The following is a 14,384-nucleotide window of genomic DNA, read 5'->3' as shown; positions in this document are numbered from 1 at the left end:
GGCCTGGTGCGGCGCGGTGGGCGGCGGGGCGGGAAAGCGTATGAGGGGGGAAGCGGGAGGTCAGCCGGTGCGGGGAGCGGGGACCGCGCCGGGGATGCTGTCGTCGCGGGGCGCGGGAGCGGGCATCGCGCGGGCCGCGGGGACGGTCGGCGCGGGAATGGCCGGCGCGGGGACCGACGCGACGGCCGACGCGGGGGAGTCGGGCTCGCCGTGCGGCTCCGCCGACGCCGCGGCGGCCGCTCGGCGGGTGCCGTAGCGACGGTGGACGGCCTGCTTGGTCACACCTAGCGCGGAGCCGACGGCGTCCCAGGAGAAGCCCAGGGAGCGGTCGAACTCCACCGCCGCGGTCACCAGGGTCTCGACGCTGTCCCGAAGTTCCTGGGCAAGCCGTACGGTGGGTGCGGGTGCCCGGCCGTAGACGACGAATCCGGCGGACGGGCCGCTGCGCCGGGGGCGATAGACATTGCCCAACTGGGTGGTGAGGGTGCGCAGCGCGTCGACCTGTCGGCGGACCCGCTCGATGTCCCGCACCAGCAGGTGAAGGCTCGCCCTGGCCTGGGCGTCGTGAGTTGCGTGTTCGGGCATCAACTGGCCTCTCGAGCCGGCTCGTGTCGGTCAATCTCCTTTGACATCAACGCGCCAGCCGCCCGGGGAGTCACGCAGCAGGGGCGCATCCCGCTCGCCGGGGGGCGCGAGAAGCCGTGCGCGCCCCCACCCTGTCGGCCCATAGACTGGTGCGGTTGCCCACCCGCCGACCACCGCCGTCCACCCATGGAGCCCGCCGCGTGTCCGTCCAGCCGATCCGCCTCTTCGGCGACCCCGTGCTGCGCATGAAGGCGCAGCCCGTGACCGTGTTCGACAAAGAGCTGCGCACCCTCGTCAAGGATCTCGAGGAGACGATGCGCGACGCTCCCGGCGCCGGCCTGGCGGCCCCTCAGATCGGTGTGTCGCTGCGGGTGTTCACCTACCACGTCGACGGCGTGGTCGGCCATCTGGTCAATCCCGACCTGAGCCTGAGCGACGACGAGCAGGACGGCCCCGAGGGCTGCCTCTCGCTGCCCGGACTGCGCTTCGACACCAGGCGCGCGCACGGCGTCGTGGCCCGCGGCTTCACCATGTACGGCGACCCCGTCACCATCGAGGGCACCGAGCTGCTCGCGCGCTGCATCCAGCACGAGACCGACCACCTCGACGGGATCATCTTCATCGACCGGCTCGATCCCGAGCAGCGCAAGGCCGCCATGAAGGCGATACGGGAGGCGGAGTGGACCGGGCAGCCCGCGCCCGAGGTCCGCGTCTCGCCGCACAGCACCTTCGGCCGCGCTCTGTAGCGCCGCGTTCCGCAGAAAGGCACCGCACCCGCATGAGGCTCGTCTTCGCCGGCACCCCCGAGGTCGCCGTACCCGCACTCGACGCACTGATCGCCTCCGGCCGCCACGAGGTCGCCGCCGTCGTCACGCGGCCCGACGCCGTCGCCGGCCGCGGGCGCAAGCTCGTCGCCAGCCCGGTCGCCCAGCGCGCCGAGGAGGCCGGGATCGAGGTGCTCAAGCCCGCGCGTCCACGTGACGAGGACTTCCTGGCGCGGCTGCGCGAGATCGCGCCCGACTGCTGCCCGGTCGTCGCCTACGGCGCCCTGCTGCCCCGCGTGGCCCTGGACGTACCGGCCCACGGATGGGTCAACCTGCACTTCTCCCTGCTGCCCGCCTGGCGCGGCGCGGCGCCCGTCCAGCACGCGGTGATGGCCGGCGACGAGGTCACCGGCGCCTCCACCTTCCTCATCGAGGAGGGCCTGGACTCCGGCCCGGTCTACGGCGTCGTCACCGAGGACGTGCGGTCCCGGGACACCAGCGGCGACCTGCTCACCCGCCTCGCCCACAGCGGCGCGAAGCTGCTGGCGGCCACCATGGACGGCATCGAGGACGGCTCGCTGGTCGCCCGCCCGCAGCCCGCCGAGGGCATCACGACGGCCCCCAAGATCACCGTCGAGGACGCCCTGATCGACTGGAAGGCGCCCGCGCTGCGCGTGGACCGCCTGGTCCGCGGCTGCACCCCGGCCCCGGGGGCCTGGACCCTCTTCGGCGGCGAGCGGATGAAGATCGGCCCCGTGGCGCTGCTGCCCGAGCACACCGGCCTCGCCCCCGGCGAGCTGGAGGTCACCAAGCGGGCCGTGCTCGTCGGCACCGGCAGCCACGCCGTGGAGCTGGGCGAGGTGCGCCCGCAGGGCAAGAAGCCCATGGCCGCCGCCGACTGGGCGCGCGGCGTCCGCGTTCCCTCCGGGGAGCGGCTGGGCGCGTAACCGCGCGTCCCCCGTACGCTCGGAACCGGGGCACGATGCCCCGCCGTACCACCGACCCTCCCGGAGCACCTTTCACGTGAGCGAACCGTCACGCCGCCGATCCCAGCCCGCCGCCCGCCAGGGCCGCTCGCAGGGCGGGCCGCCGCAGGGCGGCCGGCCCTACCGCAAGCCGCAGCGCGACCCCGTGCGCATCCTGGCCTTCGAGGCACTGCGGGCCGTCGAGGAGCGCGACGCGTACGCCAATCTCGTCCTCCCCTCGCTGCTGCGCGAGGCCGAGGCCGAGGCGGCGCGCAAGGGCAGGGAGTTCGACCGGCGGGACGCCGCGCTGGCCACCGAGCTGGTCTACGGAACGCTGCGCCGCCGGGGCACCTACGACGCGGTGATCGCGGCCTGCGTGGACCGCCCGCTGCGCGAGGTGGACCCGCCGGTGCTGGACGTGCTCTCGCTCGGCGCCCACCAGCTGCTGGGCACGCGCATCCCGACGCACGCCGCCGTCTCCGCGACCGTGGAGCTGGCCCGGGTCGTGCTGGGCGACGGGCGGTCGAAGTTCGTCAACGCCGTCCTGCGCCGCATCGCCGCGCAGGACCTGGACGCGTGGCTGGACGAGGTCGCCCCGTCCTACGACGAGGACCCGGAGGACCACCTCGCCGTCGTCCACTCCCACCCGCGGTGGATCGTCTCCGCCCTGTGGGACGCCCTCGGCGGCGGCCGCGCCGGCATGGAGGAACTGCTCGCCGCCGACAACGAGCGCCCGGAGGTCACGCTCGTCGCCCGGCCGGGCCGCGTCACGCCGCAGGAGCTGGCCGACGCGCTGCCCCCGGACGCCACCGCGCCCGGCCGCTGGTCGCCGTACGCCGTCCGCCTCGCCGAGGGCGGCGACCCGGCGGCCGTCGAGGCGGTGCGCGAGGGCCGGGCCGGCGTGCAGGACGAGGGCAGCCAGCTCGTGGCCGCCGCCCTGGCCGCGGCGCCGCTCGGGGACGGCCCGGACCGGCTGTGGCTGGACGGCTGCGCGGGTCCCGGCGGCAAGGCGGCACTGCTGGCCGCGCTCGCGGCGCAGCGCGGGGCGGCCCTGGTCGCCTCGGAGAAGCAGCCGCACCGCGCCCGTCTCGTGGCCCGCACGCTGGCGGGGAACCCGGGGCCGTACGGGGTGATCGTCGCCGACGGCACCCGTCCGGCGTGGCGGCCGGGCGCTTTCGACCGCGTCCTGGTCGATGTGCCCTGCACGGGTCTGGGGGCCCTGCGGCGCAGGCCGGAGGCCCGCTGGCGGCGCCGCGCCGAGGACCTGGCGGGCTTCGCGCCGCTGCAGCGCGGGCTGCTGGAATCCGCGCTGCGCGCGGTGCGGGTCGGCGGTGTGGTCGGCTACGCCACCTGCTCGCCCCATCCGGCGGAGACCCGGGCCGTCGTCGAGGACGTTCTCGGCGCCCCAGGGGCCGTCGCCGTGGAGTGGGTCGACGCGCGGCCGCTGATGGCCGGTGTGGCGGACCTCGGGGAAGGCCCCGACGTCCAGCTGTGGCCGCACCTGCACGGCACGGACGCGATGTACCTCGCGCTCCTGCGGCGCACCGGCTGAGCGCGGCGAACGGGAGGTCGACGCGGCCGGGGCTCAGTCGCGAACGAAGCGCGCGGACTCGTTCCGCCACAGGTCGGTGCCGCTGAAGGGGTTGCGCTGAAGCCGCCCCTGGAACGTACGCACCAGCAACTCCACGATGCCGCACTCGTAGCGGGTCCACGCCGGTTCGTCGGGACCGTGGTGCCTGCGGCAGACGACGACCGGCCACTCGTCCGGTTCGCCGGAGGTGGCCCAGAACGTGCCGTCGCCGTCAGGGGTGCCGCCCCACACGAAAAGGCCGCCGCGCACCAGGTATTCCGGATAGATGCCCTCCACGCCTTCTTACTGGTAGGCCTCGCTGGGACAGACCCCGGAGACCTTGCCGATCTCGTCGGCGGGGACCGGCGGCATGATCTGGAGGTAGCGCGAGATCTCGCCCGGCCCGTACGTCTCCATCAGCCACAGGTAGTCGGCGGGCAACCGGGTCCCGTAGCCCCGCACGATCTCGTCCGGGCTCAGCAGTGCCGCCCATGTGTCGGCCGGCGGCTCGAGGAGCCGCACCAGCTCGTCCCTCAAGGACATGCATCCTCCGGTCCCGCCCTGTCTCCGCGGCGCGGCCGGCGGAGCGCACCCGTGTCGCCCGCGCATGCCGTCGTGCGCGTCCGGCGGATTCTGCCACCCACCGGGTGGGGGCGATACGCATGGTCGGCACGCACCTGAAGAACGTGCCTGCCGGGTGTGCCGCTTCTAGACTGGGGCTGGTCGAAATGTCCTTGATGAGAGAGTTGGGCACCATGTCCAAGCGAGGAAACAAGAGGCGCGCCCGCAAGAAGAAGGGCGCCAACCACGGCAAGCGTCCCAACGCGTGAAGCCCGGGGACGTCCTGTCCCGTCCGTGACCGCCCGCGCCGCCGCGCGGGCGGTCACGGACGTTCCGGGGCCACCGCGTTCCGGGGCGGTGTGATCTGACGGAGCGGCACCCGCGTGACGGCGCCCGCGTGCAGGTCCGGCGGGGCGCCGGGTTTTCCACAGGCGCGGCGCCCGGGTGCGCGGCCGGGGCGCCCGCACCGCCATACTGGGAGCATGGCCGTGCAGATCAACCCCAGCATCCTCTCCGCCGACTTCGCCCGGCTCGCCGAAGAAGCCCGTGCGGTGGAGGGAGCCGACTGGCTCCACGTCGACGTGATGGACAATCACTTCGTCCCCAACCTCACGCTCGGTGTGCCGGTCGTCGAGTCGCTGCGCAAGGCGACCGAGACCCCGCTCGACTGCCACCTGATGATCGAGGACCCGGACCGCTGGGCCCCGGCGTACGTCGAGGCGGGCGCCGGCTCCGTCACCTTCCATGTCGAGGCCGCCGCCGCTCCCGTGCGCCTGGCCCGCGAGATCCGCGCCATGGGGGCCCGGGCGTCGATGGCGCTCAAGCCCGCCACCCCGGTCGAGCCCTACGAGGACCTGCTGCCCGAGCTCGACATGCTGCTGATCATGACGGTGGAGCCGGGCTTCGGCGGCCAGGCCTTCCTCGACATCATGCTCCCCAAGATCCGCCGGGCCCGGCAGCTGATCGAGAGGCACGGCCTGGAGCTGTGGCTCCAGGTGGACGGCGGCGTGTCCGCGTCCACGATCGAGCGCTGCGCGGAGGCCGGCGCCGATGTCTTCGTCGCCGGTTCCGCGGTCTACGGAGCGGAGGATCCCGCCGAGGCCGTACGCGCGCTGCGCAAGCAGGCCGCGGCCGCCTGCGCGCACTGACCACTCCTTGGGCGGCGTGCTCCGGTACCCGTTAGTACGTGCGAGGATGAGCGCGGAGCCGATCAGATGGGCAACTGGGGAGAGAACGTGACCACAGGCCGCACAGGGGTGCGCATGGGCCCCGGCGAGATGGTCCAGGCGGCAGCGATGGCACGCCGTTTCTACTTGGAGGGGAAGTCCAAGATCCAGATCGCCGAGGAGTTCGGCGTGAGCCGCTTCAAGGTGGCACGGGTCCTGGAGACCGCCCTCGAACGCGATCTGGTGCGCATCGAGATCCGGGTCCCCGCCGAGCTCGACGCCGAACGCTCCGACGCCCTGCGCGCCCGCTACGGCCTGCGGCACGCCGTCGTCGTCGAATCCCCCGCCGACGAGTCGGACGGCCCCGACCCGGAGAACCTGGGCGCGGTCGCCGCGCAGCTGCTCGGTGAACTGGTCAGCGAGGGCGACGTGCTCGGCCTCGCCTGGGGCCGTTCCATCATCACCATGGCCAACGCCCTCGACCGGCTCCCGCCCTGCACGGTCGTCCAGCTGACCGGCGTGTACGACGCGGGCACCGCCGACCGCGGTTCGGTCGAGGCGGTGCGCACGGCCGCGGCCGTCTCCGGGGGCGAGGCCCACCCCATGTACGCCCCCATGGTGCTCGCCGACCCGGCCACCGCCGCCGCACTGCGGGCACAGAGCGGCATCGCGGCCGCCATGAGCTACTTCGACAAGGTCACCGTCGCCGTCGTCTCCATCGGTTCGTGGGCGGCGGGCATCTCCACGGTGCACGACGCGCTCACCGACGCCGAGCGCGAGCACTACGCGTCGCTCGGCGTCGCCGCCGAGATGTCCTCGCACCTCTTCGACACGGAGGGCCGCCTCGTCGGGCGCGACCTGGGCGAGCGCTGCATCACCATCGAGGCGGACCGGCTGCGCCGCATCCCCGAGGTGCTGGCGATCGCGGGCGGTCGGCGCAAGGCGGTCGCCGTGGACGCGGTCCTGCGCTCCGGCCTGGTCACCAGCATCGTCACCGACACGTCGGCGGCGGACTATCTGCTGGAGTCCACCGAGCCCATGCCCCGCCCGGCGCTGGACCGCGCCGATCCCGCGGGGCCGTAGCCCGACGGCGTAGCCCCCCTGTTCACGCCTCCGGACGGCCCTCGGGTGCGTCGGACAGGCGGTCGAGCCATTCGGTCAGCAGGGTGCGTTCGGCTGACGTCAGCGCCGGGGTGCCCGGATCGCGCAGGGCCTCGCGCAGTGCGCCGGCCCGGCCCGCCACGGTCGCGGGCCCCGCGATCGGGTTCCCCCCGCCGCTGTCGGTCGTGATCGTCCGCATCACGCTCTCGCGGGCCAGTTCGGACAGCCCCTGGTCCCGCTCCTGCGGTGGTGCGGCCAGCAGGGTGAGGACGACGCCGACCCCGTTGGCGTGCATGAAGCGGGTGGCCCGTTCCACGCTCATGCGCAGCCGCCCCGCGGACGCGACCCGGGCGATCAGTTCGCGCAGCATGTCCACCGCCCGGGCGGCGGAACCCTCCGCGGCGCGCGCGTCGCCGTAGATCAGCCGGTAGTACGCGGGCATCGACAGCCCGAACTCCACGTGCAGATCCCAGGAGCGCCGCAGGTCGGCGACGGGGTCGTCGGTCCACGCGAGCGCCTGCTTGTCCAGCAGGTAGCCCTGGAAGCCGTACTCGGCGACCGCGTCGAGCAGGCCCTCCTTGTCGCCGAACACCCGGTAGAGGGTGGGCGCCTGGACCCCTGCCGCCGCGCTCACGGCGCGGGTGGACACCGCCTCCCGGCCTCCCTGGGTCAGCAGTTCCGCGGCGGCTCGCAGCAGCCGTTCCCGTGTGCCGGGCGTCGATGCCTGTGCTGCCGTTTCGCTCATGGTGCCAATGGTAACGAATCCGTCTTATCGTCGATAACGTATCAGTGTTACCTTTTATCCGATAGCAGTGGAAACGGCAGGAAAGGCGGTATTCGTCATGCGAGCGACAACCGAGCCCCACGACTTCGTCGTGGTCGGCGGCGGCACCGCGGGCAGCGTGATCGCCGCCCGCCTGTCCGAGGACGACCGCGTCCGCGTACTGCTGCTGGAAGCGGGAGCGGGCCGCCCCACGGCGGCCATGACCTCGCCGCCGGCCTGGCCGTCCCTGATGGAGAGCCCGGCGAACTGGGGCGAGACCACCGTCCCCCAGACGGCCACCGGCACTTCGGTCTTCCTGCCCCGTGCGCGCTTCCTGGGCGGCGGCTCCGCGATCAACGCCATGGTCTTCGCCCGCGGACACCGGTCCAGCTACGACGACTGGGCGGCCCTCGGTGCCCGGGGCTGGGGCTTCGACGACCTGCTGCCGTACTTCATGCGCAGTGAGAACACCGCCGGGCGGGACCCCGCGCTGCGCGGCATCGGCGGACCCCTCACCGTGGGGCCCGCCAATCCGCCGCACCCCGTCGTCGGCTCCCTGCTGAGGGCGGCGGAGCAGGCCGGGCACCCCCGCGCGGCCGACCCCTGCGGCGGCCTGGAGGAAGGGTTCGGCTGGTCCGACCTCAACATCGTCGACGGCAGGCGGCAGAGCGCTGCCGACGCCTACCTCGCCCCCGCCGCCGGGCGGCCCAACCTCACCGTCGTGACCGGCGCGCGGGCCCGCCGCCTGCTGCTGGAGCACGGCCGCTGCACCGGGGTCGAGTACCGCACGGAGGCCGGGACGCGCACGGCCCGGGCCCGCGCGGAGGTGGTCCTGACCGCCGGCGCCATCGGCTCGCCGCAGTTGCTGATGCTCTCCGGGATCGGGCCCCGGGCACACCTGGGCGACCGCGGCATCGACGTCCTCGCGGACCTCCCCGGCGTCGGCGCCAACCTGCACGACCACCCGATCGCCAACATCGTCTACAGCGCCGGCCGGCCCGTACCGGCCGGCGTGAACAACCACGGCGAGGCCCAGGGCCTGGTGCGCTCCGGGCCCGGACTGGACGGCCCCGACCTCCAGTTGGTCTTCGTCGACGCGCCGGGCAACCTGCTCGACGGAATGTCGCCCGGCCAGGGCTGGACGATCGGCGTCTCGCCGATGCGCCCGCGCAGCCGCGGCACCGTACGCCTGGCGAGCGCCGATCCCGCGGACGCCCCGCTGCTGGACCCCGGCTACTTCGCCGACGACCACGACCTGGCCGTCCTGATCCGGGGCCTGCGGCTCGCCCGCGAGATCGGCCGGTCCCCCGCCATGTCCGCGTGGCACGGGACGGAAGTGCTGCCCGGCCCGGCCGTCGAGGACGACCGGGGGCTGCGGGAGTACGCCCGGCGGACCGTCGCCTCGTACGCGCACCCCGTCGGCACCTGCCGGATGGGTCACGGGCCCGGGGCGGTCGTCGGCGACGACCTGCGGCTGCGCGGCATCGACGGGCTGCGGGTGGCCGACGCCTCCGTCATCCCGTCCATCCCGTCGGCCAACACCAACGCGACCGTCTGCGCCATCGCCGAACGCGCGGCCGAACTGCTCACGGCCTGAGGGCCGGTGAACCCCGGGCGCGTCCCAGAAGGAGGCAGCCGTGACCACATCCCTACTCACCAGTCCGGAGAGCATCGTGCAATCCGCGGCGGCCGGCAGCGGGCCGGCTCTGGAAGCACTCCTCACCCGCTCACCCGTGGGCCTGGCCCTGTGGGGCACCGACCTGCGGTGCACCTGGGCCAACGCGACCCTCGAACGCCAGGACGGCATCCCCGGTGACCACCGGCTGGGGCGCAGGCCGTCCGAGGCCCTGCGGGGCGACAGTTGCGCCCTGGAGGCCGTGATGGCGAAGGTGCTGCGCACCGGTACCCCGGCACTCAGCCGCGAGTACCGGCACGCCGCCGCCGGGCGCGTCGGCAACGCGCCCGCGTACTCGGTGTCCTTCTTCCGGCTCGACGACCCGGACGGATCGGTGCGCGGCGTGTGCTCCCTGGTCCTTCAGGCCGGCGGCCGGCGCTCGTCCGGTGAACGCCTCGCCTTGCTCAGCGAGGCCAGCACCCGCGTCGGCACCACACTCGACGCCATGCGCACCGGCCAGGAACTGGCCGACTTCACGGTGCCCTTCCTCGCCGACTACGCGGCCGTCGACCTGGTGGAGGCGGTCCACCTCGGCGAGGAGCCCCCGCACCGGGCGTTCCGCGGCGGCGACGGGGGACCCGTCTTCCGCCGGGCCGGACTCGCCTCGGTCCGCCCGGGCGCCCCGGAGGCACGTTGGGGCCCCGGCGAGGTGGTGACCGTCCCGGAGACCTCGCCGTTCACCGAGGTGCTGGCCTCGCGGCGCCCCGTCTTCGAACCGGTCCTCGGCGACCGCCCGGGCGGTCGGCCCGCGGGGCACCCCGTACTGGCCCGGGCCATGCGCGAGCACGGCATGCACTCGGTGATGGTGGTGCCGGTGCAGGCCCGCGGCATCGTCCTGGGCGTCGCCGCCTTCGTGCGCACCGTCAATCCCGCCCCCTTCGAGGAGGACGACATGCTGCTCGCCGAGCAACTCGTCGCCCGCGCGGCGCTCAGCCTCGACAACGCCAGGCGGTACGCACGCGAGCGCGCCACCGCGCTGGCGCTGCAGCGCAGCCTGCTGCCCCGCGCGGTCTCCGGCGGCGCGGCCGTGGACGCGGTCTCGCGCTACCTTCCCGCCGACATCGAGGACGGCGTCGGCGGCGACTGGTACGACGTGATCCCCCTGCCCGGCGCGCGGGTCGCCCTGGTGGTCGGCGACGTGGCCGGCCACGGCATCAACGCCGCCGCCACCATGGGCCGGCTCAGGACCGCGGTGCACACGCTCGCCGACATGGACCTGGCCCCCGGCGAACTGCTCGCCCACCTCGACGAGGTCGTGGGGCGGCTCGCCGACGAGGAGACCGGCGACGACGCGGACGACACCTGCGCCCTCGCCACCTGCCTCTACGCGGTCTACGACCCCGCCACCCGGCGCTGCGTCATGGCGCGGGCCGGCCATCCGCCGCCCGCCGTCCTCCTGCCCGACGGGCGTGTGGAGTTCCCCGACCTCCCCGACGGCACACCGCTGGGGCTCGGGGTGCTCCCGTACGAGTCCGCCGAGCTGGAGCTCCCCGAGGGCAGCGTGATCGCGCTGTACACCGACGGGCTCGTCGAGGACCGCCGCCAGGACATCGACGTGGGCATGGACCGGATGGCCGCGGCACTCGCCCGCCCCGGCCTCCCGCTGGACGACCTGTGCGCCGAGGTGATGGGCACGCTCCGGGCGGGCGCGGCACCCCGCGACGACGTCACGCTCCTGCTGGCCCGTACGCGCGCGCTCAGCCCGGAGGACCTGGCCTGCTGGGAACTGCCCGCGGACCCGGCCGCGGTCGGCGCGGCCCGCTCGCTGGCGGCGCGGCAACTGGACGCCTGGGGCCTGGAGAGCGTGGCGGAGACCACGCAGATGATCGTCAGTGAGCTGGTCACCAACGCGGTGGTCCACACGCCCGGGCCGGTCCGGCTGCGCCTGATCCGCCACCAGGTCCTGGTCGTGGAGGTCGCCGACCGCGACAACAACGTCCCGCGCACACGCCGTGCCGGCGTCACCGACGAGGGCGGCCGCGGGCTCTACCTCGTGGCCCGGCTGGGGCGGCGCTGGGGGACCCGGCTGACGCCGGAGGGCAAGCTCGTGTGGGCAGAGCAGGAACTCCCGCCCCCGGCGAGTGCGGAATGGTACGACGGGACACCCTGAGCCCGGGGGCGTTCTTGGAGGAAACTCCAAAGGGACCTCCTGAGCACCGGACTTTCGTCCGTGGCCGAGGCCGCCCCCGTCGTGCAAAAATCAAGTACGTGCGTTTCCTCAATGATGCAAAGCCTCCGTACGACCTGACGTACGACGACGTGTTCATGGTCCCCAGCCGTTCCGCGGTGGGATCCCGCCAAAGCGTCGATCTCTCCGCCCCGGACGGCACCGGCACCACCATCCCCTTGGTGGTCGCCAACATGACCGCCATCGCCGGCCGGCGGATGGCCGAGACCGTCGCCCGCCGCGGGGGCCTCGTCGTCATTCCGCAGGACATCCCGATCGACGTGGTCACCGACGTGATCGGCTGGGTCAAGCAGCGCCACCTCGTGCTGGACACGGCCATCTCCCTCGGACGGCACGCCACCGTCGCCGACGCGCTGGCCCTGCTGCCCAAGCGCGCGCACGGTGCCGCCGTCGTCGTGGAGGACGGCCGCCCGGTCGGCGTCGTCACCGAGCACGACCTGACGGGCGTCGACCGCTTCACCCAGGTGTCCGTGGTCATGTCCAAGGACCTCCTGCTGCTCCCCGCGGACATCGACCCGCGCGAGGCCTTCAACCGGCTGGAGGAGGCCAACCGCAAGCTGGCCCCCGCCGTCGGCGCGGACGGCCGGCTCGCCGGGATCATCACCCGCAAGGGCGCCCTGCGCGCCACCCTGTACACCCCCGCCACCGACGCGCAGGGCAGACTGCGCATCGCCGCGGCCGTCGGCATCAACGGCGACGTGGCGGGCAAGGCCAAGCTGCTGCTCGACGCGGGCGTCGACACCCTCGTCGTGGACACCGCGCACGGCCACCAGGAGTCGATGCTCCAGGCCGTACGGGCCGTCCGGGCCCTCGACCCGCGGGTGCCCGTCGTGGCCGGCAACGTGGTCTCCGCCGAGGGCGTGCGCGACCTGATCGAGGCCGGCGCCGACATCGTCAAGGTCGGTGTGGGCCCGGGCGCCATGTGCACCACGCGCATGATGACCGGCGTCGGGCGCCCGCAGTTCTCCGCGGTGCTGGAGTGCGCCGCCGAGGCCGCGAAGCACGGCAAGCACGTCTGGGCCGACGGCGGGGTGCGGCACCCCCGCGACGTGGCGATGGCGCTGGCCGCCGGCGCGTCCAACGTCATGGTCGGTTCCTGGTTCGCGGGCACGTACGAGTCGCCCGGCGACCTCCAGCAGACCGCCGACGGGCGCGTCTACAAGGAGAGCTTCGGCATGGCCTCCGCGCGCGCCGTGGCCAACCGCACCAGCGAGGACTCCGCGTACGACCGGGCCCGCAAGGCGCTGTTCGAGGAGGGCATCTCCACCTCGCGGATGTTCCTGGACCCCGCCCGTCCCGGTGTCGAGGACCTGATCGACTCGATCATCGCGGGCGTCCGCAGCTCCTGCACCTACGCGGGCGCCGCCAGCCTCGCCGAGTTCGCCGAGAAGGCCGTCGTCGGCATCCAGAGCGCGGCCGGCTACGCCGAGGGCAAGCCGCTGCACGCCAGCTGGCAGTGACCGCCTGCGCCGGCGGAGCGCGGGGGAGCGGTCCGGGGGACGCCGCTCCCCGGCCCGGGCGCTCCGCGGCGGGGGGACGGCGGCCGGGCTCGTAGGCTAGTCCCGGTACGGCACGCGCCGTGGCCGGATCGCCCGCGTAGAGAAGTGACCCACCCCCCGTGCGCCTGAACGAACTCGACGAACGCATCGTCCACGCCCTCGCCGAGGACGCCCGCCGCTCGTACGCCGACATCGGTGCCGTGGTCGGCCTCTCCGCACCGGCCGTCAAGCGCCGGGTGGACCGCCTGCGGGCCGAGGGCGCCATCACCGGGTTCACCGTCCGGGTCGAGCCCTCGGCGCTGGGCTGGGAGACCGAGGCCTTCGTCGAGCTCTACTGCCGCCACAACACCTCGCCCGAGGACATCCGGCGCGGCCTGTCGCGCTACCCGGAGGTGGCCTCCGCCTCCACCGTCACCGGTGAGGCGGACGCCGTCGTGCAGATCTACGCCTCCGACGTGCGCCACTTCGAGCGCGTCCTGGAGCGGATCGCGGGCGAGCCCTTCGTGGAGCGCACCAAGTCGGTCCTGGTGCTCTCGCCACTGCTGCGGCGCTACACCTCGGGCTCCCCGGCCTAGCCCGTCCGGCCGCGCGCAACGAATCGCCGGAAAGCCGGAGAAGCGCGCAACGAATCGGCGGTCGATGCGCAATGGACGCGTCTTGTCGCCGCGGCGGGCGTGATCGTACGGTCGAGTCAGACCGCGAACCCGCACTCCACCAGGCGAAAGAGGCTCCATGGCGCCGCTGCGCACCGCTCTGTACCAAGGCCCGAGCGGCGTCCCCTCGTCCGTCGACGACAGCATGGCCGCGCTCGACGGGGCCGCCCGCAGGGCCGCCGCCGCGGGGGCCCGGCTGCTCGTCACCTCCGAGATGTTCACGACCGGCTATGCCGTCGGCAGGGCGATCCCGTCCCTCGCCGAGGCCGCCGACGGCCCCACGGCCGCCCGCGTCGCCGGCATCGCCGCCGAGCACGGCCTCGGCATCGTCTACGGGTATCCCGAGCGCGACGGCGACGACGTCTTCAACGCCGCCCAGCTGATCGGCCCGGACGGCGAGCGCCTGGCCAACTACCGCAAGACGCATCTCTTCGGCGACGGCGAGCGCGCGTGGTTCACCCCCGGCGACCGGGCCGTCGTCCAGGCCGAGCTCGACGGCACCCGTATCGGCATCCTGATCTGCTACGACGTCGAGTTCCCGGAGAACGTGCGGGCCCACGCCCTGGCCGGCACCGAGCTGCTCACCGTGCCGACCGCCCTCATGCGGCCGTACGAGTTCGTCGCGCAGACCCTCGTGCCGGCCCGCGCCTTCGAGAGCCAGCTGCACGTGGCCTACACCAACCGCTGCGGACCCGAGGGCAAGTTCGACTTCGCCGGGCTCAGCTGCCTCGCCGGCCCCGACGGCGCGGTCCGCGCCCGGGCCGGGTCCGGGGAGGAACTGGTCGTCGCCGACGCCGACCCCGCCGTCCTGCGCGCCGCCCGCGAGGAGACGCCCTACCTCGCCGACCGCCGCCCCGAGCTGTACCGCTCGCTGGGCTGAACCCCACCCCACCC

14 protein-coding genes are annotated in these 14,384 nt (G+C 74.1%); 10 read left to right on the top strand and 4 right to left on the bottom strand.

Annotated elements, in window-relative coordinates; translation table 11 throughout:
• Positions 1–60: 60 nt before the first annotated feature.
• A complete protein-coding gene (locus tag ABZ883_RS37750) occupies positions 61–585 on the bottom strand; it encodes a hypothetical protein (RefSeq protein ID WP_360914862.1) in 525 nt (174 codons plus the stop codon).
• A gap of 200 nt (positions 586–785) precedes the next feature.
• Between ABZ883_RS37750 and def the strand changes: the two genes are divergently transcribed.
• The 3 genes from def (at position 786) to ABZ883_RS37735 (ending at position 3,866) form a co-directional block, all read left to right on the top strand.
• Positions 786–1,331, top strand: a complete 546-nt coding sequence (def, locus tag ABZ883_RS37745; RefSeq protein WP_360914859.1) for a peptide deformylase — start codon at positions 786–788, stop codon at positions 1,329–1,331.
• Between the two features lie 32 nt (positions 1,332–1,363).
• On the top strand, positions 1,364–2,296 hold the full coding sequence (fmt, locus tag ABZ883_RS37740) for a methionyl-tRNA formyltransferase (protein WP_360914856.1): 933 nt from the start codon (positions 1,364–1,366) through the stop codon (positions 2,294–2,296).
• A 184-nt stretch (positions 2,297–2,480) separates the two neighbouring features.
• The gene (locus tag ABZ883_RS37735; RefSeq protein ID WP_360914953.1) at positions 2,481–3,866 is read left to right on the top strand and encodes a transcription antitermination factor NusB; all 1,386 of its coding nucleotides are present in this window, start codon (positions 2,481–2,483) and stop codon (positions 3,864–3,866) included.
• Positions 3,867–3,899: 33 nt separating this feature from the next.
• On the opposite strand, the gene ABZ883_RS37730 is transcribed toward ABZ883_RS37735, so the two are convergent.
• Together ABZ883_RS37730 and ABZ883_RS37725 are read right to left on the bottom strand one after the other, a co-directional pair.
• Positions 3,900–4,181 (bottom strand): hypothetical protein, encoded by a 282-nt coding sequence (locus ABZ883_RS37730; RefSeq protein ID WP_360914853.1) that lies wholly within the window; start codon positions 4,179–4,181, stop codon positions 3,900–3,902.
• A 6-nt stretch (positions 4,182–4,187) separates the two neighbouring features.
• On the bottom strand, positions 4,188–4,427 hold the full coding sequence (locus ABZ883_RS37725) for a hypothetical protein (protein WP_360914850.1): 240 nt from the start codon (positions 4,425–4,427) through the stop codon (positions 4,188–4,190).
• A gap of 500 nt (positions 4,428–4,927) precedes the next feature.
• On the opposite strand from ABZ883_RS37725, the gene rpe reads away from it, so the two are divergent.
• Together rpe and ABZ883_RS37715 are read left to right on the top strand one after the other, a co-directional pair.
• On the top strand, positions 4,928–5,593 hold the full coding sequence (gene rpe / locus ABZ883_RS37720; RefSeq protein WP_360914847.1) for a ribulose-phosphate 3-epimerase: 666 nt from the start codon (positions 4,928–4,930) through the stop codon (positions 5,591–5,593).
• Positions 5,594–5,659: 66 nt separating this feature from the next.
• Positions 5,660–6,694: a sugar-binding domain-containing protein gene (locus ABZ883_RS37715; RefSeq protein ID WP_360914844.1), complete on the top strand. Its 1,035-nt coding sequence runs from the start codon at positions 5,660–5,662 to the stop codon at positions 6,692–6,694.
• A 22-nt stretch (positions 6,695–6,716) separates the two neighbouring features.
• Here the strand turns inward: ABZ883_RS37715 and ABZ883_RS37710 are convergent, their stop codons facing one another.
• Positions 6,717–7,457, bottom strand: a complete 741-nt coding sequence (locus tag ABZ883_RS37710; protein ID WP_360914841.1) for a TetR/AcrR family transcriptional regulator — start codon at positions 7,455–7,457, stop codon at positions 6,717–6,719.
• Positions 7,458–7,554: 97 nt separating this feature from the next.
• Here ABZ883_RS37710 and ABZ883_RS37705 point away from each other — a divergent pair, with 97 nt between their 5' ends.
• The 5 genes from ABZ883_RS37705 to ABZ883_RS37685 all read left to right on the top strand — a co-directional run bounded on the left by ABZ883_RS37705 (position 7,555) and on the right by ABZ883_RS37685 (position 14,370).
• A complete protein-coding gene (locus ABZ883_RS37705; protein WP_360914838.1) occupies positions 7,555–9,072 on the top strand; it encodes a GMC family oxidoreductase N-terminal domain-containing protein in 1,518 nt (505 codons plus the stop codon).
• A 40-nt stretch (positions 9,073–9,112) separates the two neighbouring features.
• Positions 9,113–11,260 (top strand): SpoIIE family protein phosphatase, encoded by a 2,148-nt coding sequence (locus ABZ883_RS37700; protein WP_360914835.1) that lies wholly within the window; start codon positions 9,113–9,115, stop codon positions 11,258–11,260.
• 89 nt (positions 11,261–11,349) lie between these two features.
• Positions 11,350–12,798 (top strand): GuaB1 family IMP dehydrogenase-related protein, encoded by a 1,449-nt coding sequence (locus ABZ883_RS37695; protein ID WP_360914950.1) that lies wholly within the window; start codon positions 11,350–11,352, stop codon positions 12,796–12,798.
• Between the two features lie 158 nt (positions 12,799–12,956).
• A complete protein-coding gene (locus ABZ883_RS37690; RefSeq protein WP_360914832.1) occupies positions 12,957–13,412 on the top strand; it encodes an Lrp/AsnC family transcriptional regulator in 456 nt (151 codons plus the stop codon).
• A 157-nt stretch (positions 13,413–13,569) separates the two neighbouring features.
• Entirely contained in the window at positions 13,570–14,370 is an 801-nt protein-coding gene (locus ABZ883_RS37685) for a carbon-nitrogen hydrolase family protein (RefSeq protein WP_360914829.1), read from the top strand.
• Positions 14,371–14,384: the final 14 nt, after the last annotated feature.

This window comes from Streptomyces sp. NPDC046977, assembly GCF_040644455.1.
Lineage (GTDB): Bacteria > Actinomycetota > Actinomycetes > Streptomycetales > Streptomycetaceae > Actinacidiphila.
Note: the sequence above shows the minus strand (reverse complement) of the source record. Positions and strands in the feature narration are given on the sequence as shown.

Excerpts from the sequence above, each read along its gene's own strand:
- ABZ883_RS37725 (WP_360914850.1), bottom strand. The coding sequence starts at position 4,427 with ATGTCCTTGAGGGACGAGCTGGTGCGGCTCCTCGAGCCGCCGGCCGAC.
- fmt (WP_360914856.1), top strand. The coding sequence starts at position 1,364 with ATGAGGCTCGTCTTCGCCGGCACCCCCGAGGTCGCCGTACCCGCACTC.
- ABZ883_RS37685 (WP_360914829.1), top strand. The coding sequence starts at position 13,570 with ATGGCGCCGCTGCGCACCGCTCTGTACCAAGGCCCGAGCGGCGTCCCC.
- ABZ883_RS37710 (WP_360914841.1), bottom strand. The coding sequence starts at position 7,457 with ATGAGCGAAACGGCAGCACAGGCATCGACGCCCGGCACACGGGAACGG.
- ABZ883_RS37705 (WP_360914838.1), top strand. The coding sequence starts at position 7,555 with ATGCGAGCGACAACCGAGCCCCACGACTTCGTCGTGGTCGGCGGCGGC.
- ABZ883_RS37715 (WP_360914844.1), top strand. The coding sequence starts at position 5,660 with ATGGGCAACTGGGGAGAGAACGTGACCACAGGCCGCACAGGGGTGCGC.
- ABZ883_RS37750 (WP_360914862.1), bottom strand. The coding sequence starts at position 585 with ATGCCCGAACACGCAACTCACGACGCCCAGGCCAGGGCGAGCCTTCAC.
- rpe (WP_360914847.1), top strand. The coding sequence starts at position 4,928 with ATGGCCGTGCAGATCAACCCCAGCATCCTCTCCGCCGACTTCGCCCGG.